Here is a 25,005-nt window from a genome sequence, read left to right as displayed (position 1 = left end):
TACGGCGAATGTCTCGAACGGATGGCGTCCAGTTGGGGCTTCCTGTGAAAGCCCTCCTGAGGTGGTACCGAGCGATCTGGCGCGTCCGGCAGGGCGGATCGCCCTCGCCCCGTGGCGCCAGACCGGGATGCAAAGTGTCTTTGTCATCAGCCGCCTCCAGCAGTGCACAGCACCCGGGGGAAGCCGGGGTGGCACTGACCTCGGCAAGATCACCGGTCTGGTCACTGCGACCAGGCAGGAAAGCCGCCGTGGCCCACTCCGAGATCGAATCCGCCGCTGAGGCCGGCACGTCGTAAGCCCGTCGAAGGACCGAAGAAGATGTCCATGACCCGGCCGATGGCCTTTTCTGCAGGGGTGACCACTGGTTTCTCGGCGATCTCGCCGGCTCGCATGTACACGGTCCCGACTGTCGCCCTCCTGAGTCCCCAAGGTGTCCACCGAGGGTGATGACTCAACCCCCAGCGACTCCGAGCCCGAGCGAGACGACGGGAGCAGCGACGGACACCAAGACCGCGGGAGCGACGACGAGCCAGGTCCACCATTTCAGCTGTGAACATCCTTTGTTCCAACGCATCCCAAGTACCCCTTTAGCGGCATTTCCACCTAGAGGATGGGCGCCGCATGGGCCGTGCGGTAGACCGTTGCGAGGCGGATGAGCCCGTCGCCGGTGCGCTGCTCCCAGCGCCCGAGCCGTTCGTTCCCGGTGGCAGGGCGCAAGACATGGCACGCCAATGTGGCATCAGGTCTGGCGCGGCGGTCACGGCGCCCCTGCTTCGTCGGAGTGATGGCGGAGGGGCCCCGCAGGGCGGGTAGGACAGCCGACACTGTGATCCGGCGGGCAACAGCGTCGGACGACGCCCCTGTGGCCGCGAGCGGGTGACTGCCTCGGTCATCTTGCAGAGGAGTCCCCGCCATCGTTGTTCCAACTGGTTCGAGGCGGGAAAACACGGTGGCCAGGAGCGCTGAGCCGAGCCGTCCACAACCGGAGGAGCCCGCCGCCTGTGGGGCCGCCGGCCGTGTCGAACTCGGGTACCGGGTTCCGGTGCATGCCCACGTCGGTGCCGGGCCGGAGTGGGCACTGAGCCCATTGCCGCTGTATTCGGCTCGCCGGCCGTCGGCGTTTCTCCGCCGGTGCACGCTCGGACACGGTCACGGCGATCGATGCTGACCGCCTTGGAAGCGCTGGGGGCCGTCCCGGCGGAGCTCGGAGCCGGAAGTGGCGCCGTCGAGACCGCAACGGGACGCGCCTAATGCGTCGGCTCCCTGTCCGCGTCACGCACCGTCTTTCACTGGGGTGACGGATGGAGGGGGGCGTCACAGCTCGACGACGGCAAGAGGCGGGCTGGTCGGCCGGCGTGAGCCGCCCGCGGGCTCGGCGGTGATACCGACCGCCGTCGCACGACCGAGGGCGCCCAACAGCACGCGGGCCTGCTGTCCGCCCGATCCGGCGAGCAGTCCCGCCGGCCGGTACACACCGTTGTCGGCGTACCACAGCTGGTACACCTTCTCCTGGCCGAGAGCCGGGAGACCCGACGCGATGAAGGCCGTCTTTTCTTCCTGTCGGGAGACGATCACGCTGGCTTGGGCGCCGTTGCTCAGCGCACCGCTTCGTAGCGTGGCGTCAGGAGCCGTGAGCACTTCGGTCAGCGCGGCGGTGCGCTGCTGCTCGCGGAGCGCCGTGTGCTCCGCGTTCTGCGTTTCCTGACGTTGCCACCAGGCAGTCGTGCCACCCGCGGCGGCTGCCGCGACACATGCGGCGAGTGCCCAGGGCAGCAGCCGGTGCCCACGCCGTGCCGGAGCGGGGGGTGTCTCCTGGTACGTGTGGTGGATCTCTTCGAGGACGCGAGAGCGCGACGGGTCGTACGGGGGGAGCGCGCCGGCCTCGGCGAGCCCGACGACCGCATCCATGAGCTGTTCGGCTTCTCCTCGACAGGCGGCACAGGTAGCCAGATGGTTTTCGAATGCGGCCCGTTCGCCGGGTGGAAGGGCGTCGAGCACGTAGGCGCCCACGGCTTCGTGGAGGTCGGGTTCGGGCTTCATTCCCCGGCCTCCAGGCACTTGCGCAGACGGTGCAGACCGGTGCGCATCCTGGTTTTCACGGTGCCTGCCGGTTTGCACAAGGCCCGGGCGACTTCCTCGTAGGTGAGACCTTCGTAGTAGGCCAGCACCAGTGGGACTCTCAGTTCGCGGCCGAGGGCCGCCAGGCAGCGATACAGCCTGAGTTGCTCGTCGCGGCCTTCCACCAGCTCGGCCACCATGTCGAAGGGGCGCTCGATGTTGCACAGGGCTGCCTTGCGCTCACGCTCGGAGGCCGCTTGCGCGGAACGCACCCGGTCCACCGCCCGATGATGCGCCAAGGCGAACACCCACGTCTTGGCCGACGCACGCTCGGGGTGGAAACGGGCCGCGGTCCGCCAGACTTCGATCATGACCTCCTGTGCGACCTCCTCAGCCTGGGACGCGTCGCGGACCACACGCAGGGCCAGCCCCCGCACCGAGCCGGACAAGCCGTCGTACAGCTTGGCGAACGCCTCCTCGCTGCCGTGCGCGGTCTCGGTCAGGTACCTGTCGAGCCGCTCGTCGGCAGCGGACCTGTGCCTGGGCATCCGTGTCGGTCCTCTCCCGCCGTCGCGTCTTCCGCCCCGACTTTCGCCTTCAGCCTGGTCTCCTGACTGCCTCCCCGCACCCGCTGGACACGGGAATGCCGGAGAGTCCGTCCGTTCGGCCCTGTATCCGATAGGTCCTTGCCTGTCAGAAAGGGAGCCGGGCACGTCGGCGGGGGTGCGGTCTTCCGCAGCAGGATCGGGTCACGAGCATGGTCTGGCAGGTCACCTGGTCACGCTGTTGCCGTCACTGACGCAAAGATCTGCCCACACCATGTGCCCCTCTCGTGTCGGTCGCTCGCCCCATCGGCTGGACAGGGCATCGACCAGGTACAGGCCCCGGCCGGACTCTTCAAGCGTGTAAGACGGGTGCCTCCACCTGGCCCGCTGCTTCCTGCTGTCGAAACTCGGACCTGTGTCCATGACCTCCACCCTCAAGGCGGGGCGCCGACGGAACTGGCGTCGGAGCGCGCATTGGACGTGCACGGGTGGACGGCCGTGGCGAAGGGCATTCGACAGCAGCTCACTGACGACCACGGTGGCGTCGTCCGCGAGTTCCTCCATCTGCCAGCGCGCCAGACAGGTGCGAAGGTTTTCACGCAGCACAGCGGTGGAGTCGGCCGAGGCGCAGCGGAGTCGGTAGGAATCGAGATTCATGGCGAACACCTTCAAGGGGCTTGAAGGGAATTCGTTACGGACAGCCCTGCGGATGCCGTTTCGAGTCGGCAGTGGGGCAGGACGCAGGTCCTGTGACGGCCGCCGGGGCGTGACCGTGTCCGTATGAGGATTCGGCTCAGGCAGCTGTGTGCCTGGTCCTGCGGGCGATGAGACCGCTCCTGCGCCCCGGACGATGTCGGCGTCAGTCCCCTCACGCATACAGTTCGCGAACGCCGCCGCGTGTGCTCCCAGTTCCCGTGGAGAGGGGAGGCCGACCCTGGCGCGGAGGGCGCAGGCCCTGTGTGAACGACGGCGAAGGTGACGCGGCGACAACGATAAAATCGCAAAGCGGGTCAAACCGTGACGTCTCCGGTTCCGAATCACAGACATGGATTCCCTGAGATTCGGAAGGAGATGTACGCGATGCGTCCACTGACGTTGAAGAGGCTGGCCGTCCTGGCGGCAACGGGTGCGATGCTGGCCGGTGGCGCCGCCATCGGCACGGCGGGCACTGCCGTGGCATCCACACCCGCCTCCGCGCCCGCCTCACTCAGCCAGCAGCACAGCGATCGAGGCGGGGGCCATCACGATGGCTACCGGAATGATCACTGGCGTGGCGACCGGCAGCACAACTGGTACCACGACGGGTACGGCTACTCCCACCACCGCTGGCATGACGGCTGGTGGAGCAACGGTTGCTGGCACTCCGGATACTGGTACTGATCCGGCATACCGTCGAGTACTCGCGAGGGCGGCCACCGTCATCAGAGGTGGCGGCCCTCGCCGTGAGAGCGCACTGATGTCGGTCGGCGCCGGTCTTTGACGTGCTCCTTCAGGCAGCAGGAGGAACGGAGCGCGGTGCCCGCGGAGGGCCCAATGCGCCGTCACAACCTGACGAGCGCTTCTCGGACCAGGGGACCTCATATCGACTTCGGCCGTGCCAATTCTGTTCGGGACTTGCGTGAAGTGTGACCGTTTCGGAGACGGAGACGGAAACGGCAATACGTCAGGTACAGGTGATGCGGGCCGCGTGTCAGGCGCGGCGCGGAGACATTGCCTGGACGTGAATCGGATGGACCGGGCGCTTCGCCGGTCGTGCGGTAAATCGGATCCGCTCGATGCCCAGAATACGGCGCGAGCTGTGTTGAGCGGGCGGGCCCGCGCCCGAGTGTGGAACTTCACGTAATTCCCCAATGGCTGCGTCAACTTCCCCACTCAAACGTACGAACCAGACGCCCTCGCAACGACTCTGTCAGCCTCTTCTGTCAGCATGCTGCCGTGACAACCACATCACCCGATCAACGCCCTGACGAGGCCATCCTGGAGTTCCTGCGCTCCCCATTCGAGCCGGAGTGGCGCGAGCCGGCGCTCGGAGACGATGCCGTCTCGGTGTGGGAATCCGAGAACAGGGTCGTCCTCCCGGAGCCGTACCGGAGCCTGGTTGCCGAGATCGCCAACGGCTCATCGCTTGGGCCACCGGAAGACGGCGGCCTCCTGCCCCTCGGCTGGCTCCCTCCGGACTGGCCCGACCTGGGCGACCGGGATCCGGCCGCCCTGTTCCCGCTCCAGGGCACCTGGGCCTGGGAAGGCGAACCCCTCGCCGAAGACCACCACGAGCGTGTCGCCGCCGTCTACAACCACGGTTCTGTCGTGCTGGGCACCGACGACGGACTTTCCTACTGGGTCCTCGTCGTGACCGGTCCCCAACGAGGCAAGGTCTGGCTCGTCACCGACGTCGGCGCGTACCCGTATCCCATGCCGAATGCGCTCGGCTTCCTGGCGTGGGTGCAGCGCTGGCACGCCGGCCACGGCTGGTGGGACTGACCGCAACCTGCACGGAGCCCGGCGCACCGCAAGGGAGCCGGGCTCGAACGCTTGAGTGGGGAAGCTGACGCTGCCGTTGGGGAAATACGTGACCGGATCCCCAGTGTCGGGCTGTCAGCGGCCGATCCGGGCCGACGCCCACGGGATGCTCCGGCCGGTGGTCGCCGCCAGTTCCGCATGGTGGCGCCTTGGACGGCGCGCTCGCGCAGCCAGAGGGTGATGTCTGCCTGATGAGGCGTCAGGCAAGCCGGCATCCACTCAGCGTCAGGCCCGCACGATTTTCCTAGAGGTCTTCGAGCTGAAGACATGCCGGTATACAGTGAGGGACGCCCCTGACCTGCAAGAAGCTGGCGGGGAGCCGTCTTCCAGGAGTCCAAAGTGCTGCGTACTCTATTCAAGTCCAAGATCCACCGGGCCACGGTCACCCAGGCCGACCTGCACTACGTGGGATCGGTGACCATCGACTCCGACCTCCTCGACGCCGCCGACCTGCTACCCGGCGAGCTGGTCCACATCGTCGACATCACCAACGGTGCCCGGCTGGAGACGTACGTCATCGAGGGCGAGCGGGGTTCCGGCGTCGTCGGGATCAACGGGGCGGCCGCCCACCTCGTCCACCCCGGGGACCTGGTGATCATCATCAGTTACGCTCAGGTCACCGACGCCGAGGCACGTACGCTTCGGCCGCGGGTCGTGCACGTGGACCACGACAACCGCGTCGTGGCCCTCGGCGCCGACCCGTCCGAGCCGGTACCCGGCTCTGACCAGGAGCGCAGCCCGCAGGCCGTGTCGGCCTGACCGGCGGACCAGGAGGGCGACATGAGCGACATCGAGATCCGCGACGACCGGGCGGCGGGCCGCCTGGAGGCGGTCGCCGGCGACGAAGTCGTCGGCCACGTCGAGTACTTCGTGCTGGAGTCGCCCTCCCGGGCCCTGGTGCCGGTCCACACCATCGTGGAACCGGAGCACGAGGGCAGGGGTATCGCCGGCTCCCTCGCCCGTGAGCTGTACGCGATCGCCGAGCGCGAGGGCACCCCGGTGGCCCCGCTCTGCCCGTACGTCGTCAGGTGGGCCGAGCGTCACCCCGAGACTGCTCCGGCCGCCGACCCCGAGCTGCTGCGCGCGGCGAAGGAGTGGCTGGTCGCCCACCCCGGCCGGTTCTGAGGAACCACGGGTGCTCGCTCTCCTCCACACGTCGCCGCTGCACATCCCCGTCTTCGACGCCCTGCGCGACGAGGACCACCCGGGCCTGGAGCTACGGCACCTCGTGGCGCCGGAACTCCTGGCCCGAGCCCGCAGGGAGGGCCCCGAGGCGGTGGCACCACAGGTCACGGCGGCGCTGGAGGATGCGGCGGCGGACGGCGTACGGGCCGTGCTCTGCACCTGCTCGACGATCGGCGAGGTGGCGGAACGGGCCGCCGGCGGGGTCGGTGTCCCGATCGTCCGGGGCGACCGCCCGATGGCGGCGGAAGCAGTCACGGCGGGCTCCCGCGTCACGGTCCTGGCGACGGTCGAGAGCACCCTGGCCCCGACCCTCGCCCTGATCGAGGACGAGGCCCGTCGTGCGGGCCGTCCGGTCCGCGCCCGCGCCCAGGTCGTGGCGGACGCCTGGACCCGCTTCGAGGCCGGTGACGTCGAGGGATGCGCTCGCCTGGTGGCAGCCGCCGCGGACGCCGTGACCGACGCCGACGTGATCGTCCTCGCCCAGGCGTCGATGACCTCGGCGCAGCGGCTGACGACCACGACCGTGCCGGTCCTCTCCAGCCCCCGCCCCGGCCTCGCGGCGGCGGCGCGGGCGGCCGGGTGAGTGCGGGAGCCCCGTTCGGGTACGTGGGGAGTACACCCCAGAGGTGAAGTCGAGCCACTGGCCGGAGGACACCATGACGAACCCACAGCCCACCCCGGTACCCCCTGCCCCGCAGCCTCCGGACCCCTACCCCTCCCCGGTCCCCACCCCCGAACCACCCCCGGCCCCGGCCCCCGTCCCCACCCCGACCCCGCCGGTCCCCACACCACCCCCCGTCCCGCCGAACCCGGACCCCACCCCCACCCCGGAACCAGGCCCACCCCTCACCTGACCCCACACCCAGAAAACCCCCCAACACCGCGCACCCACCGACCCAGGGGCGCGGGGAACCGCGCAAACCCCGAGCGAACCCGCACCCACCCACCGGCCTCAGCGCCCACCCACCCCGGGGGCGCGGGGAACCGCGCAACCCCCGAGCGAACCCGCACCCACCCACAGGCCTCAGCGCCCACCCACCCCGGGGGCGCGGGGAACTGCGCAACCCCCGAACGGACCCGCACTCACCCACGCGCCTCAGCGCCCACCCACCCCGGGGGCGCGGGGAACTGCGCAACCCCCGAACGGACCCGCACTCACCCACGCGCCTCAGCGCCCACCCACCCCAGGGGCGCGGGGAACTGCGCAAACCCCCCAGCGGACCCGCACCCACCCACCGGCCCCGGCCACCCCGCAGGGGGACGCGGGGAACTGCGCAACCCACAGCTCACCCGCGCCCACCAGCCGTTTCCCTACGCGTCGACCTCGCTGCGGTCCCCGCCCCACAGCGTGTGGAACGCGCCCTCCCGGTCCACCCTCCGGTACGTGTGCGCCCCGAAGAAGTCCCGCTGCCCCTGCGTGAGCGCCGCCGGCAGCCGCTCGGCGCGCAGCGCGTCGTAGTACGCCAGCGCCGCCGAGAAACCGGGCACCGCGACACCCTCGCGCGTCGCCGCGATGACGACCTCGCGCCAGTCGTCCTGCGCCCCGGCGATCTCCCGCGCGAACGTCTCGTCGGACAGCAGGCTCGGCAGGTCCGCCCGCGCGTCGTACGCCGCCCGGATCCGGTCCAGGAAAGCCGCCCGGATGATGCAGCCGCCGCGCCAGATCGAGGACACCGCGCCGAGGTCGACGTCCCAGCCGTACTCGTCGCTGCCCGCCTGGATCTCGTGGAAGCCCTGCGTGTAGGACACGATCTTCGACGCGTACAGCGCCTGCTCCACCCGGTCGGCGAACGCGGCCGCCTCCGCCTCGGGCAGCGGCGTCGGCTTCGGGCCGGCCAGATCCCGGGAGGCGGCCCGCAGACCGGCGTGACCGGACAGCGACCGCGCGAAGACCGCCTCGGCGATCCCCGACACCGGTACACCCAGGTCGAGCGCGATCTGGACGGTCCAGCGGCCGGTGCCCTTCTGCTCGGCCTGGTCCACCACCACGTCCACGAACGGCTTGCCGGTCGCCGCGTCCACGTGCGCCAGCACTTCCGCGGTGATCTCGATCAGGTACGAGTCGAGCCGGCCCGTGTTCCAGGTCCGGAAGACGTCCGCGATCTGCGCGGGGGAGTACCCGGCGACGTCCCGCAGCAGTTGGTAGGCCTCACCGATCAGCTGCATGTCGGCGTACTCGATGCCGTTGTGGACCATCTTCACGAAGTGCCCGGCGCCGTCGGGACCGATGTGCGTGACGCACGGCGCGCCGTCGGCCGCCTTCGCCGAGATCTTCTCCAGCATCGGGCCCAGCGAGTCGTACGACTCCTTCGGCCCGCCCGGCATGATGCTCGGCCCGTGCAGCGCGCCCTCCTCGCCGCCGGACACGCCCATGCCGACGAAGTGGATGCCCTGCTCGCGCAGCGCCTTCTCCCGGCGCCTGGTGTCCGCGAAGTGCGCGTTGCCTCCGTCGATGATCATGTCGCCGGGCTCCAGGAGCGGCGCGAACTCCTCGATCACCGCGTCCGTCGGGTCACCGGCCTTGACCATGATGACCAGTCGGCGGGGCCGCTCCAGGGCCGCCACGAACTCCTTGGCGGTCTCGGCCGCGATGAAGTCGCCCTCGTCCCCGAAGTTCTCCACCAGCTCGCGTGTCTTGGACACCGTGCGGTTGTGCAACGCCACCGTGTAGCCGTTGCGCGCGAAGTTCCGGGCGAGGTTGCGGCCCATGACCGCGAGACCCGTGACGCCGATCTGCGCCGAAGTGCTCATACCGCCTGCTCCTCAAAGATCAAGTCGATCCCGTAGAACGTGCAAGGGATGCTGCCGCCGCTCATGCCCGCCAGTATTGCCCAAAGGCCATCCTGACCCGCCGTTCGACCGGCCGCACTTGCAGATACGGACCACAGCCGCCGACGCCTCAGTAGCCTCGCGGGACACTTCGCGGGCCCGTCACCCGGCGCCTCGCGCTGACCGCCACTCAAGTCGCCTCCGGCCCGGCCCGGTTCTCCGCGTGACGGCAGGGCCGCCGGGTGCGAGAGGCGGCTGATTGCTGTCTTGTCATGGCCTGTTCGCGGCACTTACTTTTGGCCTTCCTGACGCGCGTGGCGAGGGGGCTCTCAGACATGGCCGAACGCGGACGGCACCGCCGGTACCAGCCGAACAGGATCAACCGCGCCTCGCTCACCGTCACGGCGGGCGGCGCCGGGCTGGCGCTTCCGCTGGCCGCGGCCGGGAGCGCGGACGCGGCCTCCGTGTCCACCTGGGACAAGGTCGCCGCCTGCGAGTCCAGTGGCGACTGGCACATCAACACCGGCAACGGCTATTACGGCGGGCTCCAGTTCACCCAGTCCACCTGGGAGGCCTACGGCGGCACCCGGTACGCGCCGCGCGCCGACCTCGCCACCAGGGACCAGCAGATAGCCGTGGCCGAGAAGGTCCTGGGCGGGCAGGGTCCGGGAGCCTGGCCGGTCTGCTCGGTCCAGGCCGGTCTCAGCCGGGGCGGCGCCACGCCGGAGGTGCACACCGAGAGCGCCGCCACCCGCCAGGCCACCCGCCCGGCCAAGAGTTCGGTACGGGACGTACAGCCGCAGACCACACCGCAGTCCCGGGCCGGCAAGGCCGAGATGTACACCGTGGTGCACGGCGACACGCTCTCCGGGATCGCCGAGGAGCAGGACGTCACCGGCGGCTGGCACCGGCTGTACGCGGCCAACCGTGCGACGGTCGGCTCCGACCCCGACCTGATCCTGCCCGGCCAGCGGCTGACCCTGACCGGTCACGGAAGCGGCCCCTCGGCGAAGAAGGCGCCGGCCAGGACGTCGAGGCCGGCCCGGACGAGGACCAAGCCCGCGACCAGGCCCAAGACCAAGCCGGAGGCCGGGACCGAGAAGTCCTCCTCGCACAGCGGCCATTCCCTGGTCGCCCCGGTCGACGCGGCCATCGGTACGCCGTACCACGCGTCGGGCTCGCACTGGTCGAAGGGCTACCACACGGGCGTCGACTTCCTGGCTCCGACCGGCACCACCGTCAAGGCGGTCGAGACCGGGGAGGTCGCCACGGCCGGCTGGGGCGGCTCGTACGGCTATCAGGTGGTCATCCGGCACGCCGACGGCCGCTACACGCAGTACGGCCACCTTTCGGCCATCTCCGTGCGGGCCGGACAGCACGTGTCCACGGGGCAGCGGATCGGCCGTTCGGGGTCCACCGGGAACGCCACGGGCCCGCATCTGCACTTCGAGGTGCGGACGGGGCCCGGTTTCGGCTCGGACATCGACCCGGTCGCCTATCTCCGGGCCGGCGGAGTCAGAATCTGACCCGCGTCCGGCGACGGTCGGCCGCGGGGGCCGGCACGTGGCCGACGGCGGGCAGCACCACGTCCGGCACGGAGGAGGTGCGCTGCCGGGGCATCTCGGGCAGCGCCGGGAGCGCGTCGGCCTCCGCCGCGGGCCCACCGGAGCCCACGCCGCCGCCGTCGTCGTCCGGGATCCGGATTCCGACCGCGTCCGGCCCCACCTCGTCCGGACCGACTTCATCCGGCCCGGCGCAGTGCGCCCCGGCCGCCGAGAGACCGGCGAACGCCGAGTCCATCGCGAAGGCCGCGAGCGGCGGGAGACCCGCGTCCACCGTGAGTGCCGTGTCCACCGCGGGCGCCGTCTCCGGCGGTCCGGCCGCCGCGAGGCCCGCCCGCGCAGGGGCCACCTCCGCCGCGTGGGCGTCCACGAGATCCGCGACGGTCGTACGGGCGCCCACGGCGTCCTTCGTCGTACGGGCCCCCGCCGGACCCGCCTCGGCCAGTTCCACCAGCGCCTCGAGCAGCGGCTCGGGTGACGTCTCGGGCTCCGGGGCGGTGCCCACGGGGTGCGGCGTGCTCTCGATGCGTTCGGTCGTGAGCAGGATCAGGCCGCCCATCGCCACCACACCGCAGGCCGGCGCCAGCAGGGTGCCGGTCGTGCCGTAGCGGAAGCTCTCGTCGAACATCGTGATGCCGACCGCCGCGGCCAGCACCGGGTTGACCACCGTCAGGGTGGCCAACGGCGCGGCCAGGCCGCCGCCGCGGTACGCGGTCTGCGAGATCATCACGCCGGCGACGGCGTAGACCCCGATCACCGCCAGCCAGAGCAGGTCGGACACGGCGATCCCGCCGTCCCAGTCGATCGCCACGACCTTGGTGAAGACCGAGGACATGCCGAAGGCGATGCCGGACGCGACGGCGAGCAGCACGCTGCGCACCGCCGGGTGCCGGTGCGCGGCCCGGCCCGCGGCCATCAGCGCGACGATCGCACCGCCGGTCACGACCGCGACCCCGGTCCGGCCGGCCGCGTCCAGGCTGTGCGAGTCGGAGGTGCCCACCAGGGAGAGCAGACCGGCCAGTCCGACGGTGGCCATGATCGCGCCCCGCCAGGCCGTCGACCCGGCCCTGCGGCCCACGAGCAGGGCCGCCATGGGCAGCGCGAACACGATGGTGAGCGCGCCCAGAGGCTGGACCAGGCTGAGCGGGCCGTAGGCCAGCGCCACGACGTGCAGCAGGCCGCCGAGGCCGTTCAGCGCCATCGCTCCCCACCAGCTGGGCCGGCGCACCGGCGCGTACTGCTCGTCGGGGGAGGAGACGGCGACCTGCTCCTGCACGATCGCTCCGCCCGCGTAGGCGACGGCGGAGACGAAGGACAGCACCACGGACAACGCGAGGGAACTCATGCGGGGCTCCTCAGCGTCTGGCGGATCCGCCGGGCGGTCCCGCACGGTGAACGGTCGGCTTCCATGAGCAACACTCTGCCCGCCCGATCGCCTCCCGTCGTCGTACCTGAGCACCCAATGGCTCGTACTGCCGATGGAGTAGGGGAGGTCTCTGATCATCCCCAGGGTGGGCGACGGCGGGTGGAGAACCCCGACGCCGGTGTAGGGGGAAGCCTGGTACTACTGCTCTTCGTGGACCTCGACCCCGATCTCGCCGCGCTCCGCCCGCTCGGCGGCTTCTTCGTGCTGCGCACCCTCCGATCGGCGGCCGGAGACACGGAGGCGGCAAGGATCAAGGAACTGTCAAGCCTCGGAAAAGCCTATAAAAAAGACACGTCGGATGTTTATCGAGATGTCCTTACTTTCCGTGTCGGGCTGGTGGCCGACCGTCTCCGCACCCGTGAGCCCCGGGTCGCCGCCTCCATCGCCCAGCAGGGACTGGCCGCCCGGCTCTGGTCGGTCACCCTCGGCTGCGCCGTCCGCTACGGCCGCCTCCCCGACCTGGATCCCCGGCTGCTGCGCTGGGACGCCGGTGCGGGCGCCCCGGACGACCTTTGGCTGACCGAGGTCCGCGCGCTGCCCGGGGGCGCGGGACCGGACACGCTCGCGGACGCCGTCGTAGGGGGGCACCTCGAACCTCTCGCGGCGGCCCTGCGGGACCGCTACGGCGTCGCCGCCGGCCTGCTGTGGGGCAACGCCGGCTCCGCGCTGGCCGGCGCCGGCCGCGAACTGGAGCGGTGGGCCCTTGCCGGCGGCCGTACCGAGGCCGTGGGCCGGACCCGCGCCCTCGTCGACGCGCTCTTCGCGCACCCCCTGCTGAGTACCACGGGCGTCCGTACCGGCCCGGCCTACCGGCGGCGCAGCTGCTGCCTCTACTACCGGGTGCCGGGCGGCGGGGTCTGCGGTGACTGTTGTTTCACACAACCACCGTGCTCTTCCGCGGGCGCCCCATCTGGGTGACCATGGAACAACCGGCCGTGGAGATCAGGGGGTTGCGGGTGCGAGTGGGACTGCTGACCCGGGAGTACCCTCCGGACGTCTACGGCGGCGCGGGTGTTCATGTGGAGTTCCTCGCCCGGGAGTTGCGGCCCCTGGTCGACCTGGAGGTGCACTGCTGGGGCGAGGGCCGCGGGGTCGGCGTCGTCCGGCACCGCCCCTGGTCCGCGCTCGACACCGCCAACGACGCGTTGCGCACCTTCTCCGTGGACCTCGCCATGGCCGCCGGCCTGGAAGGCCGCGAACTCGTGCACTCGCACACCTGGTACGCCAACCTGGCCGGGCACGTGGCCAAGATGCTGTACGGCGTCCCGCACGTGGTGACCGCGCACTCGCTGGAGCCGCTGCGCCCCTGGAAGGCCGAGCAACTCGGCGGCGGATACGCCCTGTCGAGCTGGGCGGAGCGCAGCGCGGTCGAGGCCGCCGACGCGGTGGTCGCGGTCTCCGGTGCGATGCGCGCGGACATCCTGGACTGCTACCCCGCCCTGGACCCGGCGAAGGTCCACGTCGTGCACAACGGCATCGACACCGCCCTGTACCGGCCGGACCACGGCACCGACGTCCTCGCCAGGACCGGCATCGACGCGAGCCGGCCCTACGTGCTGTTCGTCGGCCGCATCACCCGCCAGAAGGGCGTGCCCCATCTGCTGCGCGCCGTACGGGACATCGACCCCGGGGTGCAGGTGGTGCTGTGCGCCGGAGCGCCCGACACCCCCGAGATCGACCGGGAGTTCCGCGAACTCTTCGAGGAGCTGCGCCGGGTCCGTGAGGGCGTGCACTGGATCCCGCAGATGCTGCCGCGCCCGGACGTCATCCAACTCCTCACCCATGCGGCGGTGTTCGTCTGCCCCTCGGTCTACGAGCCGCTCGGCATCGTCAATCTGGAGGCGATGGCCTGCGGCACGCCCGTGGTGGCGTCCCGGGTCGGTGGGATCCCGGAGGTCGTCGAGGACGGCAGAACCGGGCTGCTGGTCGATCTGGACGACGACTTCGAGGCGGGCCTGGCCCGGGCACTGGACGCGGTCGCCGGCGACCGGGAGACGGCCCGGCGGATGGGCGAGGCCGGACGGGAACGCGCCGTGGGGGAGTTCGGCTGGGACGCCGTGGCACGGCGCACGGTCCGGCTCTACGAGGAGATCCTCAAGCCGTCGTAGAGGAGATCCTCAAACAGTCGTAACTGGCAGGCCGCTTGTTCGACGCGATCCGGGTACAGGCTTAGCGGGAGTGCTCCGAGGGCAGGCATGGAGCACCAGGGTGAGGGGAGCGGCCATGCGTCGTGGTGGGCCTTCGGTACTCGGGATCGTGCTCGCGGGCGGGGAAGGCAAGCGCCTGATGCCCCTGACCGCCGACCGCGCCAAACCAGCTGTCACGTTCGGCGGGACGTACCGTCTCGTCGACTTCGTGCTGTCCAACCTCGTCAACGCGGACGTGCTGCGCATCTGCGTGCTGACCCAGTACAAGTCCCACTCGCTGGACCGGCACATCACCACCACCTGGCGGATGTCCAGTCTGCTCGGCAACTACGTCACCCCGGTCCCGGCCCAGCAGCGGCTCGGCCCGCGCTGGTACCTGGGCAGCGCCGACGCCATCCTCCAGTCGCTCAACCTCGTCCACGACGAACAGCCCGAGTACGTCGCGGTGTTCGGCGCCGACCACGTCTACCGGATGGACCCCCGGCAGATGCTGCAGCAGCACATCGACAGCGGAGCCGGGGTCACGGTTGCGGGCATCCGCGTCCCGCGCGCGGAGTCCTCGTCGTTCGGTGTGATCACCCCGCGCACGGACGGGCAGACGATCGACACCTTCCTGGAGAAGCCCGCCGACCCGCCGGGGCTGCCGGACGCGCCCGACACGGTCCTCGCCTCCATGGGCAACTACATCTTCACCACCAAGGCCCTCGTCGAGTCCCTGCACCGGGACGCCGAGGACGACGACTCCGTGCACGACATGGGCGGTTCGATACTGCCGCAGCTCACCGCCCGCGGCGAGGCGCACCTCTACGACTTCGGCACCAACCACATCCCCGGCGAGACCAGCCGCGACCGCGGCTACTGGCGGGACGTCGGAACCGTCGACGCGTACTACGACGCCCACATGGACCTGATCGCCGAGCGGCCCGCGTTCAACCTGTTCAACCGCAGCTGGCCCATCTACACGCACTCCAACCAGCTCTCCCCGGCCCGGTTCAACGCCGGCGGCATGGCGAGCGAGTCCATCATCAGCGCCGGCTGCCTGATCCGCGGCCAGGTCACCCGGTCCGTGCTGTCGCCCGGCGTGCGTGTCGACCCGGGTGCGGTGGTCCAGGGGTCGATCCTGCACGACAACGTGGTGGTGGGCCGGGGCGCCGTGGTGCGCGGCGCGGTCCTCGACAAGAACGTCGAGGTGCCGCCCGGCGCCACCATCGGCGTCAACCCGGACCGGGACGCGGAGCTGTACACGGTCTCCAAGGGCGGGGTGATCGCCCTCGGCAAGGGGCAGCTGGTCTCGTAACCCCTTCGGCTTCACCCGGGCCCGGCGCCGTCCCCGCGCCGGGCCCGGTTCGTTGTCCGGCCCGGGACGGCCGGCGCGCGACGCGCTGCACGTGAAAAGCCCTATGTGCCGGGCTTTGCGGCCTTTCCCCCTCACGATGCAGGCAACGACGTCGAACCTTCGGAGGTCTTCCGACATGAGAGGGACCCGGCGCACACGGCTGTGCCTGGCCGGGGTGCTGACAGCGTCCGCGCTGCTCAGCGCCCCCGGCGCAGGGGCCGCCGAGCCGACCGACGGCCACCTCACCGACCTGGTGAACCCCTTCATCGGGACCCAGGACGAGGGCAACACCTTCCCCGGCGCGGCCGTGCCCTTCGGCATGGTGCAGCTCTCCCCGGACACCGGGCACAGCACCGGCTACGACTACGCGCAGCACCGGATCCGCGGCTTCTCCCTGGTCCACCTCTCGGGCGTCGGCTGCCGCATCGGCGGCGACCTGCCGGTCCTGCCCACCACCGGGGACGTCACGCGGACGGACTACGCCGCGTACGCGGCCGGGTTCGACCACGCCGACGAGGCGGCGAGCCCCGGCTACTACCGCGTCGCCCTGGACTCCGGCGTCCGTGCCGAGCTGACCGCGACCGCCCGCACCGGCGTCCAGCGCTACACCTTCCCGGCCACCGACAAGGCCAACGTGCTGATCAACGCGGGCCAGGCGCTGCACAAGCCGGCCGGCAGCCAGGTCGAGATCCTCGACGACCACACCGTCCGCACGAAGATCACCGGCCACGGCTTCTGCCGGGAGACCGCCCCCTACACGGTGTACACGGTCACCCGCTTCAACCGCCCCTTCACCGCCCACGGCACCTGGGACGGCGCAGCGGTCACCCCCGGTGCCCGCACCGGGGCCGACGGCGCCTACGTCCGCTTCGACACCACCCGGAACCGTAGCGTCGAGGCGACCACGGCGCTGTCGTACGTCGACGCGAACGGCGCCGAGGTCAATCTGCGCGCCGAGGGCGGCCGTTCCTTCGACACGGTACGACGGCAGGCCCGGGACGCCTGGGAGCGGCGGCTCGCCGGCATCCGGGTCCAGGGCGGCTCCACGACCCTGCGCCGCACGTTCTACTCGTCCCTGTACCGCGCCTTCCTCGCGCCCAACGTCGGAGAGGACGCGGACGGCCGCTACACCGGCTGGGACCGCCGGATCCACCGCTCGGCGGGCTTCACCTACTACCAGAACTGGTCGCTCTGGGACACCTACCGCACCCAGGCCCAGTTGCTCGCCCTGCTCGCGCCCCGCGAGGCCCGGGACATGGCGCTGTCGGTGCTGAAGGTCGACGAGGACGGCGGCTGGCTGCCCAAGTGGGGCTACGGCCCGGTCGAGACGAACATCATGACCGGCGACCCGGTCACCCCGTTCCTGACCACCGCCTACCAGGCGGGCCTGCTCAGGGGGCACGAGGAGCGGGCCTACCGGGCGCTGCGGCGGAACGCCGACGGCGTGCCCCCGGCCGCCAACCCGGGCGTCGGCCGCGAGGCCAACGCCGAGTACCTCACGGGCGGTTTCGCGCCCTACGTCAAGGGCCGCCCGCACACCAAGGTCGGCGACTCGGACTACGACCACGGCGCCTCGGTCACCCTCGAGTACGCGCTGTCCGACGCGATGCTCGCCCAGATGGCCCGTGACCTCGGCCACGGCGCGGACGCCGCGCGCTACGCCACCCGGGCGCAGAACTACCGGAACGTGTTCGACCCCTCCACCGGCTTCTTCCGCGCCCGGGACGCCTCCGGCGCCTTCACCGGCGACCCCGACCCGGCCCGCGGCATCGGCTTCCACGAGGGCACCGCCTGGCAGTACCAGTGGCTCGTCCCGCAGGACCTGCCCGGGGTGATCTCCCTGATCGGCGGCAAGGAAGCCGCCAACCGGCGGCTCGACTCCTTCTTCGCCTACGACAGGCTGCTCGCCGACCCGGCGGGGACCGCCCGCGAGGTGTGGGTGCACGGCAACGCCTACGACTACTACCGGGCGGCCGTCTACAACCCGATGAACGAGCCCGACCTGATCGCCCCGTACACCTACCTGTCCACCGGCCGGCCCTGGCAGACCACCGACGTGGTGCACGCGGCGCTCACCCTCTTCACCGACGGGCCGTCCGGGATGACCGGCAACGACGACCTCGGCACCATGTCCGCCTGGAACGTGCTGTCGTCGATCGGCCTCTTCCCCGTCCAGCCGGGATACGGCACGTGGGGTCTGTCGACGCCGGTCTTCGACCGGGTCCAGCTCCGCCTGGACCGCCGCTACTGGCCGAACGGCGGGTTCACGGTGACCGCACCGGGCACCTCGGCCGCCGACCGGTACGTCCAGACCGCCCGGGTCGACGGATCGGAGTACGGCCGGACCTATCTGACGAACGGTTCACTGCGCACTCTGCGCTCGCTGGCGTTCACGGTCGGCCCGCGCCCGTCAGAGTGGGGTACGTCACCCCAGGCGGCGCCACCGGCGCTGAGGTGACCTCAGGTTTCCCATGAGTCCCGCCTCTTTCGGGGGAGGCGGGACTTAATCTGCTGTTAACTGTGTGTAGCGTGATCGTACTTGACCGTAATCAGGTGTCGGCGTTTGACTGCTGATTCCCCCTCCGTCGACGCGAGGCACCCTTCTTGATGACTGTGACCGCTGACCTCCTGGCCCCCCTCGATCTGGCGTTCTGGAACATCGAGTCCGACCGGCACCCGATGCACCTCGGTGCGCTGGGCGTCTTCTCGGCGCACTCGCCGACCGCCGGCGCCCACGCGGCCGACCTGCTCGCGGCCCGGGCCGCCGCCGTGCCCGGACTGCGCATGCGCATCAGGGACGTCTGGCAGCCGCACGGCTTCGGCGGCGCCGCCCGTGAGCCCGCACCGGACTTCGATCCCCTCGACCACGTGCGGCTGCACGCCCCGACCGACGACTTCCACGCCGCCGCCGGCCGGCTGATGCAACGCCCGCTGGAGCGCGGGCGGCCGCCGTGGGAGGCGCACGTGCTGCCCGGCGAGGACGGCGTGTCCTTCGCGGTGCTGTTCAAGTTCCACCACGCCCTGGCCGACGGGCTGCGCGCCCTCAAGCTGGCCGCCGGCGTCATGGACCCGCTCGACCTGCCCGAGCGCGCGCCCCGCCCCATCGAGGCGCCGCCCGCGCGGCTCGCGCTGCCGGACGTGCGCCGGGTGCCGGAGCTGGTGCGCGGCGCGCTCTCGGACGTGGGCCGGGCCCTGGACATCGGTGCCTCCGTCGCGCTGTCCGCGCTCGGGGTGAGCTCGTCGGCCGCGCTGCGCTCCGAGCCCTCCGGCACCCGCAGCATCGCCGGCGTGGACCTGGACATCGACGACGTGCACCGGGTCCGCAAGGCCGTCGGCGGCACCGTCAACGACGTCCTCATCGCGGTCATCGCCGGCGCGCTGCGCCGCTGGCTTGAGGAGCGGGGCGTGTCCACCGAGGGCGTCGCCCCGCGTGCCCTGATCCCGGTCTCCAGGCGCCGCCCGCGCACCGTCACCCCACAGGGCAACCGGCTCTCCGGTTACCTGATACGGCTTCCGGTCGACAACCCCGACCCGCTCGCCCGCCTCGACCGCGTCCGCACGGCGATGGTCCGCAACAAGGACGCCGGCCCCAACCGGGGCGCCGGTGCCGTCGCGCTGCTCGCCGACCACGTGCCCGCCCTCGGGCACCGGATCGGCGGACCGCTCGTCGGCCAGGCGGCCCGGCTGTGGTTCGACATCCTGGTCACCAGCGTCCCGCTGCCCGGCATCGGGCTGCGCCTGGGCGGACAGCCACTGACGGCCGTCTACCCGCTGGCCCCGCTGGCGCCCGGTCAGTCCCTGGCGGTCGCCATCTCCACCTACCGCAACCAGGTGCACTACGGCCTCGTCGCGGACGCGGCCGCCGTCCCCGACCTCGACGTGCTCGCCCGCGCGGTGACCGACGAGGTCGACTCGCTGATCTCGGTCTGCGATCCATGATGCGGTCGGGTTTGGAGGAAGGGCCGGGCGATCCGTAAAATCCCCTTTTCGAAAGCGGGCGCGAGTCGGAGCGCCGCTGGTGGATCAGGGAAACGGCAGCGCGATGACGGTGACACAGGACGGCCCGACGGCCGAGGACCAGGTGGTCTACGGCCCGGGCATCGACCCGGAGCGGCTCGCCGTCTGCCTCAGCGTGCTAGACGAGCTGGACGGGCTCGAGGTCGACCACCCGGACGCCATCGCGGTGCGCCGGGCCACGGCCGGTGTCTACCGCACGGTCAAGCAGCGCCGCCGCCAGGAGCGCCGGGCAGCCAAGACCGCGCACGACAAGTCGGTCACCGAGTCCACCGCGACCGGCTCCGCCCAGCGCATCGACGACGAGACCGAGGGCCTGCTGCCCTCCTCGCGGACCGAGGAGGGCAGGATCGCCGGGATACTCCAGCGCCCGCGCTCCTGCTACACCTGCAAGAGCCGCTACGTCGAGGTCGACTACTTCTACCACCAGCTCTGCCCGGACTGCGCGGCCCTGAACCGGGCCAAGCGGGACGTCCGCGCCGACCTGACCGGCAAGCGCGCCCTGCTCACCGGCGGCCGTGCCAAGATCGGCATGTACATCGCGCTGCGGCTGCTGCGGGACGGCGCGCACACCACGATCACCACCCGGTTCCCGAAGGACGCCATCCGCCGCTTCAAGGCGATGGAGGACTCCGCGGACTGGCTGCACCGCCTGGAGGTCGTCGGCATCGACCTGCGCGACCCGGCCCAGGCGGTCGCCCTCGCGGAGCAGGTCGCCGCCGCGGGTCCGCTCGACATCCTGATCAACAACGCCACCCAGACGGTACGGCGGCTGCCCTCGGCCTACGCGGCCCTGGTCGAGGGGGAGAGCGCCCCGCTGCCCGCCGGTGAGCTCCCCGCCCACCAGGTCATCGGCGCCTTCAACTCGGGTGCCGTGGACGGCCTCGCCGCGCTTCCGCTCGGCACCAGCGGACTCGACGCCCAGCAGGTCGCCGACCTGGCGCTGGTCGCGGGCAACGCGAGCGTCGCCCGGCACCTCGACGGCACCGCCATCGACGCGGGCGGTCTCGTCCCGGACGTGGTCGACTCCAACACCTGGGTGCAGACCATCGACCAGATCTCCCCGGTCGAGCTCCTGGAGACCCAGCTCTGCAACTACACCTCGCCGTTCATCCTGATCAGCGCGCTGCGGCCGGCCATGGCCGCGGCCGCGAAGCGGGCGGCGCGCGGACGGGCGTACGTCGTGAACGTCTCGGCGATGGAGGGTGTCTTCGGCCGCGGCTACAAGGGCGCCGGGCACCCGAACACCAACGCGGCCAAGGCTGCCATGAACATGGTCACACGGACCAGCGCGGTGGAGATGTTCGAGACCGACTCCATCCTCATGACCTCCGTGGACACCGGCTGGATCACCGACGAGCGCCCGCACTACGACAAGCTGCGCCTGGCCGAGGCCGGCTTCCACGCACCCCTCGACCTGGTCGACGGCGCGGCCCGCGTCTACGACCCGGTGGTGCGCGGCGAGCAGGGCGAGGACGTGTACGGGGTCTTCCTGAAGGACTACGAGCCCGGCAAGTGGTAGATCCCGCCTGATCGTCACCGGCTCCCCGCGGCGAGGCCGCGAGGGGCCGGGTCGTGGCGGGGCGGGCGTCCGGGGGACTTCTCCGCGCGGTTCCTCCCCCAGCCTCAGGCCGGAGGGCCGGGGTGCCGGGGTGCCCCGGCAACCCCCTCACCTGGGGACACGCGCCGCCCGTACCCGGGTGCCGCCGTCGACCACCAGGTCCGCTCCGGTCACCCACCCCGCGGCGTCCGAGCACAGCCACAGCACGGCCCCGGCCACGTCCGCAGGCTCCCCGATCCGCCCGAGCGGGAGGCCGGCGGCGATCTCCGCCTCCCTCGGTTCCCACATGAACCGGGCCATCTCCGTGCGCACGAGCCCGGGCGACACCGAGTTCACCCGCACCCCGGGTGCCAGTTCCCCCGCCAGCTGCCGGGTCAGATGCAGCAGCGCCGCCTTGCTGGTGCCGTACGCGCCCACGTCCGGGCCGACATGCGCGGCGCCCTCCGTGCAGATGTTGACCACCGAGCCGCCGTGCTCGCGCATCCAGCCCCGCCACGCGCACTGCGTCAGCCGCAGCGGTCCCTCGACGTTGACCGTGAACGCGTCCCGCCACACGCCGAGATCGGCGTCCATGAGCGGTCCGTAGGGGCGATTGGTCGCCGCGTTGTTGACCAGGATGTCGAGACGGCCGAACTCGTCGAGCGCCAGCCGGGTCAGCTCCCGGGCGTGCTCCGGCTCGGCGACGCTGCCGGCCAGCCCGGTCCCGCCCAGCTCCGCGGCCGTACGCCGGACCTCGTCCGCGTCCCGCGCGCTCACGCACACCAGCGCCCCGGCCGCCGTGAGCGCCTCGGCGACCGCCCGCCCGATCCCACGCGTGCCGCCGGTGACGACGGCCGCCCTGCCCCTGAGCCCGTACGACGACGTCATCGCCGTACCGTCTCATGACGAACCGTCAGTCAACAGCCCCGAGGCGGGAGTTGCGCGTGGCGACCAGTTCCAGGACGGTCCGCCAGTCCTCCAGGACGCCGGCGTCGAACCCCGCGGCGCGGCTCTCCTCGTCGGCCTGCCGGAGTCGCAGCACGTCGTCGTCGGCGGGGGCGCCGTCCCCGCGCACCAGGCGGTACACCCGCTCGCCGAGCAGGTGCCGTACCGCGCGCGCGGCGCCGTCGGCGGGACCCAGCAGTTCCTCGATGCCGTGCACCAGGCCCGCGACCTGGAGTTCCTTGTCGGCGGGGCGGCTGCGGCGCAGCAGGGCCGCGGTACGCAGCGCGCGCTGGTGCCGGCAGCCGTACAGCAGATCCATCAGCTCCTCGACGCTGCGCAGCTCCATGCGTCAGTCCTTCCGCGAGACAGCCGTTGTCCTGGGCCATCGGATCATGCCGAGTTTTCGACCCGGCCAACGCAACCTGAACTGCACAGCCTGTGAGAGAGCGAGGCCGTGCTATTCGTGTATTCGTGCAAGTGTTCGGAAGTCTGCTCGTGCGGGTGGAGCGCAAACAGGGCAGAATGTTACAAAAGTATGTATTAAGGGGCGCCTGTGGTGTGCTCCGACTCGCGATAGTTACACCTTGTTTGCACTCCCTATCGAGCGGGGCTGCGCTCATTTGGTTAATCTGTAGTGGACGGGCAGCAACAAGGGGTCCCACCCACACCCACGGTCCGTCCCGGGAAAGCCGGTCGACAACGGCCTGCTCTCTTCCGAGGTACCGGCGCCACCGCGTCCGAACTTGCCTTCCACACAGACCCGAGCGGGCGCCGGGCGCCGAGCACCGGAACGCAGACCGTCCGGTACGCCCCGAGGGTGACCGACTCATAAGGAGTGCGCGGTGACACCGGAGAAGACGAACATCGAGCAGCGCCCCAAGGAACGCACGGAGCGCTCGGGCCGCCGGCCCGGACAACTCGGCAGCCTCGACGTGTGGGCGCGGTCCGCCCCGATCCGGCTGGCGGGCTACGAGGACGACCTTGCCGAGCCCCACATCCTGCCGAGTGTGGACTGACCACCGGCTGGTGATCCGCGATCGCCGACGCATGGGCGTGCGGGACTCACGCCCATGCTGATCAGAGCAGCAACCGCGGCCGACTGGCCGCAGATCTGGCCCTTCTGGCACCGGATCGTCGCCGCCGCCGAGACGTACGGCTGGGACCCCGACACCTCCGAGGAGGCGGCCCGCGCCCTGTGGATGAGTCCCGCGAAACGTGTGTACGTCGCCGAGGACCCCACCGGAACCGTCGTGGGCTCGGCCTACCTCACCGCCAACTACGGCGGTCCCGCCGCGGGCGTCGCCAACGCCGGCTTCATGGTCGACCCCGACCGGAGCGGCCAGGGCGTCGGGCGGGCCCTCGCCGGGCACGTCCTGGCCGAGGCCCGGGCGCACGGCTACCGGGCCATGGTCTTCAACGCCGTCGTCGAGACCAACCCCGCGGTCGCCCTGTGGGCCTCCCTCGGTTTCACGATCCTCGGCACGGTCCCGGCGGCCTTCGACCACCCCCGGCACGGGGCGGTCGGCCTGCACATCATGTACCGCGCCCTGTGAGGGCCCCCTACTCGACGGGTGCCGTCCGCCGCCAGGGCCGCAGGGTCTCCAGGGTCCGGGCCACCGACAGCAGGACCGCCTCCGAGCCCGGCCGCCCCACCAGCTGGACGGCGCACGGCGCGCCGGAGGGCAGCTCGCCGAGCGGCACCGACATCGCCGGCCAGCCGGTGAGGTTCCACGCCGGGGTCAACGGCGAGTAGTTGGAGCCGGCCAGCGCGTTGCGCAGCCAGCCGCGCTCGTGCCAGGCGGCGGCCTCCGGGGCGCGGCGCGCCAGCGCCGGGGTGAGCAGCACGTCGTACTCGGCGAAGAACGGGGTGAGCCGGTCGCGCAGCCGGTCCCGGGAGTCGCTCACCCGGACCCCGCTCAGGAACCGGCGGCCGATCGCCGCGTGCACCCGGGTCCGCCGGGTCAGCAGCGCCGGATCGAGGTCGGCCGCGTCCACGGCCGTCCCCGCGGTCCAGTGCCGGAGCGCGGTGAGGCCGATCGACGCCGGGTACGGCGGCTCGGCCCGCCGCACCCGGTGTCCGGCGCCTTCGAGCAGCCCGGCCGCCTGTGCCACCGCGTTCGTATACGGCCTGCTCACCGCCGTCCCGACCAGCGGACTGCGCCGTGAGACGGCGATCTTCAGGCCGGTGGCCGCCGTGCTCCGCGCGAACTCCTTTCCGGCCAGGACCGAGAGCACCAGCCGGGCGTCCTCGACGGTGGTGGCCAGCGGCCCGTTCTCCGACATGCCGAACCAGTCGCCGTGGCCGATCCCGGCCGGCACCACTCCGAAGCCCGGCTTGATCGTGACCAGCCCGCAGTTGGCCGCAGGAATGCGCAACGAGCCCATGCCGTCGTTGCCGAGGGCGATCGGCGCCAGCGCGGCGGCGACCGCGGCCGCGCTGCCGCCCGAGGAACCGCCCGCGCTGCGCCGCGTGTCCCACGGGTTGCGGGCGATGCCGTGGATCCCGTCGGTGGTACCGAAGACGCAGAGTTCCGGCACGTTCGTCAGCCCCACGACCACCGCGCCCGCCGCCCGCATCCTGGCCACGGTGGCGTGGTCGGTGTCGGCGGGCGTGTCCGGCGTCGCCGCCGACCCGTCCAGGTGTGCCTCGCCGCGCACCGCCAGATTGTCCTTGACGGCCAACGGCACGCCCGCCAGCGGGAGTCCGGCCAGGTCGGCGCGGGACGCGACCTCGTCGGCCTCGGCGAGCGCCGCCTCGGCCCGGACCTTGCGGAACGCGCCGATCCGCCCGTCGAGCCGCGCGATCCGCTCCAGGTGCTCTGCCACCACCTGACGGGGAGTGACCCGGCCCTCGCGTACGGCGGCGGCGATGTCTGCGGCGGTCCGGCCGGCCCAGTTGGTCACGGGCGCTCCTCAGGGTGCGGGAAACAGGCTTACTCGTCGGTACGGAACGGCACT

At 71.6% G+C, this 25,005-nt stretch carries 23 protein-coding genes; 14 read left to right on the top strand and 9 right to left on the bottom strand.

Annotation, left to right across the window (positions count from 1 at the left end):
- Positions 1-221: 221 nt before the first annotated feature.
- From ACFY3I_RS00425 to ACFY3I_RS00410, 4 genes are all read right to left on the bottom strand, one after another.
- Positions 222-398, bottom strand: a complete 177-nt coding sequence (locus ACFY3I_RS00425) for a hypothetical protein (RefSeq protein WP_390858676.1) — start codon at positions 396-398, stop codon at positions 222-224.
- 916 nt (positions 399-1,314) lie between these two features.
- Positions 1,315-2,040, bottom strand: a complete 726-nt coding sequence (locus ACFY3I_RS00420; protein ID WP_390858675.1) for an anti-sigma factor domain-containing protein — start codon at positions 2,038-2,040, stop codon at positions 1,315-1,317.
- Positions 2,037-2,606 (bottom strand): sigma-70 family RNA polymerase sigma factor, encoded by a 570-nt coding sequence (locus tag ACFY3I_RS00415; RefSeq protein WP_390858674.1) that lies wholly within the window; start codon positions 2,604-2,606, stop codon positions 2,037-2,039. Before ACFY3I_RS00415 ends, ACFY3I_RS00420 begins: the two co-directional genes overlap by 4 nt.
- Before the next feature lie 222 nt (positions 2,607-2,828).
- Complete coding sequence (locus ACFY3I_RS00410) at positions 2,829-3,260, bottom strand: ATP-binding protein (RefSeq protein ID WP_390858673.1); 432 nt, start codon at positions 3,258-3,260, stop codon at positions 2,829-2,831.
- 423 nt (positions 3,261-3,683) lie between these two features.
- Here ACFY3I_RS00410 and ACFY3I_RS00405 point away from each other — a divergent pair, with 423 nt between their 5' ends.
- From ACFY3I_RS00405 to ACFY3I_RS00385, 5 genes are all read left to right on the top strand, one after another.
- Positions 3,684-3,983, top strand: coding sequence for a hypothetical protein (locus ACFY3I_RS00405; RefSeq protein ID WP_390858672.1), 300 nt, complete (start codon positions 3,684-3,686; stop codon positions 3,981-3,983).
- A 555-nt stretch (positions 3,984-4,538) separates the two neighbouring features.
- Complete coding sequence (locus ACFY3I_RS00400; RefSeq protein ID WP_390858671.1) at positions 4,539-5,084, top strand: SMI1/KNR4 family protein; 546 nt, start codon at positions 4,539-4,541, stop codon at positions 5,082-5,084.
- Between the two features lie 378 nt (positions 5,085-5,462).
- The gene (panD, locus tag ACFY3I_RS00395) at positions 5,463-5,882 is read left to right on the top strand and encodes an aspartate 1-decarboxylase (RefSeq protein ID WP_390858670.1); all 420 of its coding nucleotides are present in this window, start codon (positions 5,463-5,465) and stop codon (positions 5,880-5,882) included.
- Positions 5,883-5,903: 21 nt separating this feature from the next.
- The gene (locus ACFY3I_RS00390; protein ID WP_390858669.1) at positions 5,904-6,248 is read left to right on the top strand and encodes a GNAT family N-acetyltransferase; all 345 of its coding nucleotides are present in this window, start codon (positions 5,904-5,906) and stop codon (positions 6,246-6,248) included.
- 10 nt (positions 6,249-6,258) lie between these two features.
- Positions 6,259-6,891: an aspartate/glutamate racemase family protein gene (locus ACFY3I_RS00385; protein ID WP_390858668.1), complete on the top strand. Its 633-nt coding sequence runs from the start codon at positions 6,259-6,261 to the stop codon at positions 6,889-6,891.
- Positions 6,892-7,619: 728 nt separating this feature from the next.
- Here the strand turns inward: ACFY3I_RS00385 and gndA are convergent.
- On the bottom strand, positions 7,620-9,059 hold the full coding sequence (gndA, locus tag ACFY3I_RS00380) for an NADP-dependent phosphogluconate dehydrogenase (RefSeq protein ID WP_390858667.1): 1,440 nt from the start codon (positions 9,057-9,059) through the stop codon (positions 7,620-7,622).
- A gap of 353 nt (positions 9,060-9,412) precedes the next feature.
- On the opposite strand from gndA, the gene ACFY3I_RS00375 reads away from it, so the two are divergent.
- Entirely contained in the window at positions 9,413-10,603 is a 1,191-nt protein-coding gene (locus ACFY3I_RS00375) for a transglycosylase family protein (RefSeq protein WP_390858666.1), read from the top strand.
- Here the strand turns inward: ACFY3I_RS00375 and ACFY3I_RS00370 are convergent.
- Positions 10,593-11,984 carry a DMT family transporter gene (locus ACFY3I_RS00370; RefSeq protein WP_390858665.1) on the bottom strand — a complete coding sequence of 464 codons (1,392 nt, stop codon included), beginning with the start codon at positions 11,982-11,984 and terminating at the stop codon, positions 10,593-10,595. The two genes, ACFY3I_RS00375 and ACFY3I_RS00370, sit on opposite strands and share 11 nt — an antisense overlap.
- Positions 11,985-12,197: 213 nt before the next feature.
- On the opposite strand from ACFY3I_RS00370, the gene ACFY3I_RS00365 reads away from it, so the two are divergent.
- The 6 genes from ACFY3I_RS00365 to ACFY3I_RS00340 all read left to right on the top strand — a co-directional run bounded on the left by ACFY3I_RS00365 (position 12,198) and on the right by ACFY3I_RS00340 (position 21,084).
- Positions 12,198-12,983 (top strand): (2Fe-2S)-binding protein, encoded by a 786-nt coding sequence (locus tag ACFY3I_RS00365; RefSeq protein WP_390859400.1) that lies wholly within the window; start codon positions 12,198-12,200, stop codon positions 12,981-12,983.
- A gap of 38 nt (positions 12,984-13,021) precedes the next feature.
- A complete protein-coding gene (gene glgA / locus ACFY3I_RS00360) occupies positions 13,022-14,173 on the top strand; it encodes a glycogen synthase (protein WP_390859399.1) in 1,152 nt (383 codons plus the stop codon).
- Between the two features lie 115 nt (positions 14,174-14,288).
- Complete coding sequence (glgC, locus tag ACFY3I_RS00355) at positions 14,289-15,509, top strand: glucose-1-phosphate adenylyltransferase (protein WP_365286265.1); 1,221 nt, start codon at positions 14,289-14,291, stop codon at positions 15,507-15,509.
- Between the two features lie 175 nt (positions 15,510-15,684).
- Complete coding sequence (locus ACFY3I_RS00350; RefSeq protein ID WP_390858664.1) at positions 15,685-18,006, top strand: GH92 family glycosyl hydrolase; 2,322 nt, start codon at positions 15,685-15,687, stop codon at positions 18,004-18,006.
- A gap of 155 nt (positions 18,007-18,161) precedes the next feature.
- Positions 18,162-19,487 carry a wax ester/triacylglycerol synthase family O-acyltransferase gene (locus ACFY3I_RS00345; RefSeq protein ID WP_390859398.1) on the top strand — a complete coding sequence of 442 codons (1,326 nt, stop codon included), beginning with the start codon at positions 18,162-18,164 and terminating at the stop codon, positions 19,485-19,487.
- Positions 19,488-19,590: 103 nt separating this feature from the next.
- Positions 19,591-21,084: an SDR family NAD(P)-dependent oxidoreductase gene (locus tag ACFY3I_RS00340; RefSeq protein WP_390858663.1), complete on the top strand. Its 1,494-nt coding sequence runs from the start codon at positions 19,591-19,593 to the stop codon at positions 21,082-21,084.
- A gap of 147 nt (positions 21,085-21,231) precedes the next feature.
- On the opposite strand, the gene ACFY3I_RS00335 is transcribed toward ACFY3I_RS00340, so the two are convergent.
- Together ACFY3I_RS00335 and ACFY3I_RS00330 are read right to left on the bottom strand one after the other, a co-directional pair.
- Positions 21,232-21,990 (bottom strand): SDR family oxidoreductase, encoded by a 759-nt coding sequence (locus ACFY3I_RS00335; RefSeq protein ID WP_390858662.1) that lies wholly within the window; start codon positions 21,988-21,990, stop codon positions 21,232-21,234.
- 25 nt (positions 21,991-22,015) lie between these two features.
- The gene (locus tag ACFY3I_RS00330; RefSeq protein WP_390858661.1) at positions 22,016-22,393 is read right to left on the bottom strand and encodes a hypothetical protein; all 378 of its coding nucleotides are present in this window, start codon (positions 22,391-22,393) and stop codon (positions 22,016-22,018) included.
- A 496-nt stretch (positions 22,394-22,889) separates the two neighbouring features.
- On the opposite strand from ACFY3I_RS00330, the gene ACFY3I_RS00325 reads away from it, so the two are divergent.
- Positions 22,890-23,063, top strand: a complete 174-nt coding sequence (locus tag ACFY3I_RS00325) for a hypothetical protein (RefSeq protein ID WP_365286255.1) — start codon at positions 22,890-22,892, stop codon at positions 23,061-23,063.
- A gap of 54 nt (positions 23,064-23,117) precedes the next feature.
- Positions 23,118-23,600, top strand: a complete 483-nt coding sequence (locus tag ACFY3I_RS00320) for a GNAT family N-acetyltransferase (protein ID WP_390858660.1) — start codon at positions 23,118-23,120, stop codon at positions 23,598-23,600.
- Between the two features lie 7 nt (positions 23,601-23,607).
- Here the strand turns inward: ACFY3I_RS00320 and ACFY3I_RS00315 are convergent, their stop codons facing one another.
- Positions 23,608-24,951: an amidase gene (locus ACFY3I_RS00315; protein ID WP_390858659.1), complete on the bottom strand. Its 1,344-nt coding sequence runs from the start codon at positions 24,949-24,951 to the stop codon at positions 23,608-23,610.
- Positions 24,952-25,005 lie beyond the last annotated feature (54 nt).

The organism is Streptomyces sp. NPDC001068 (assembly GCF_042897315.1).
Lineage (GTDB): Bacteria > Actinomycetota > Actinomycetes > Streptomycetales > Streptomycetaceae > Streptomyces.
This window is presented reverse-complemented; position numbering and strand designations above follow the sequence as displayed.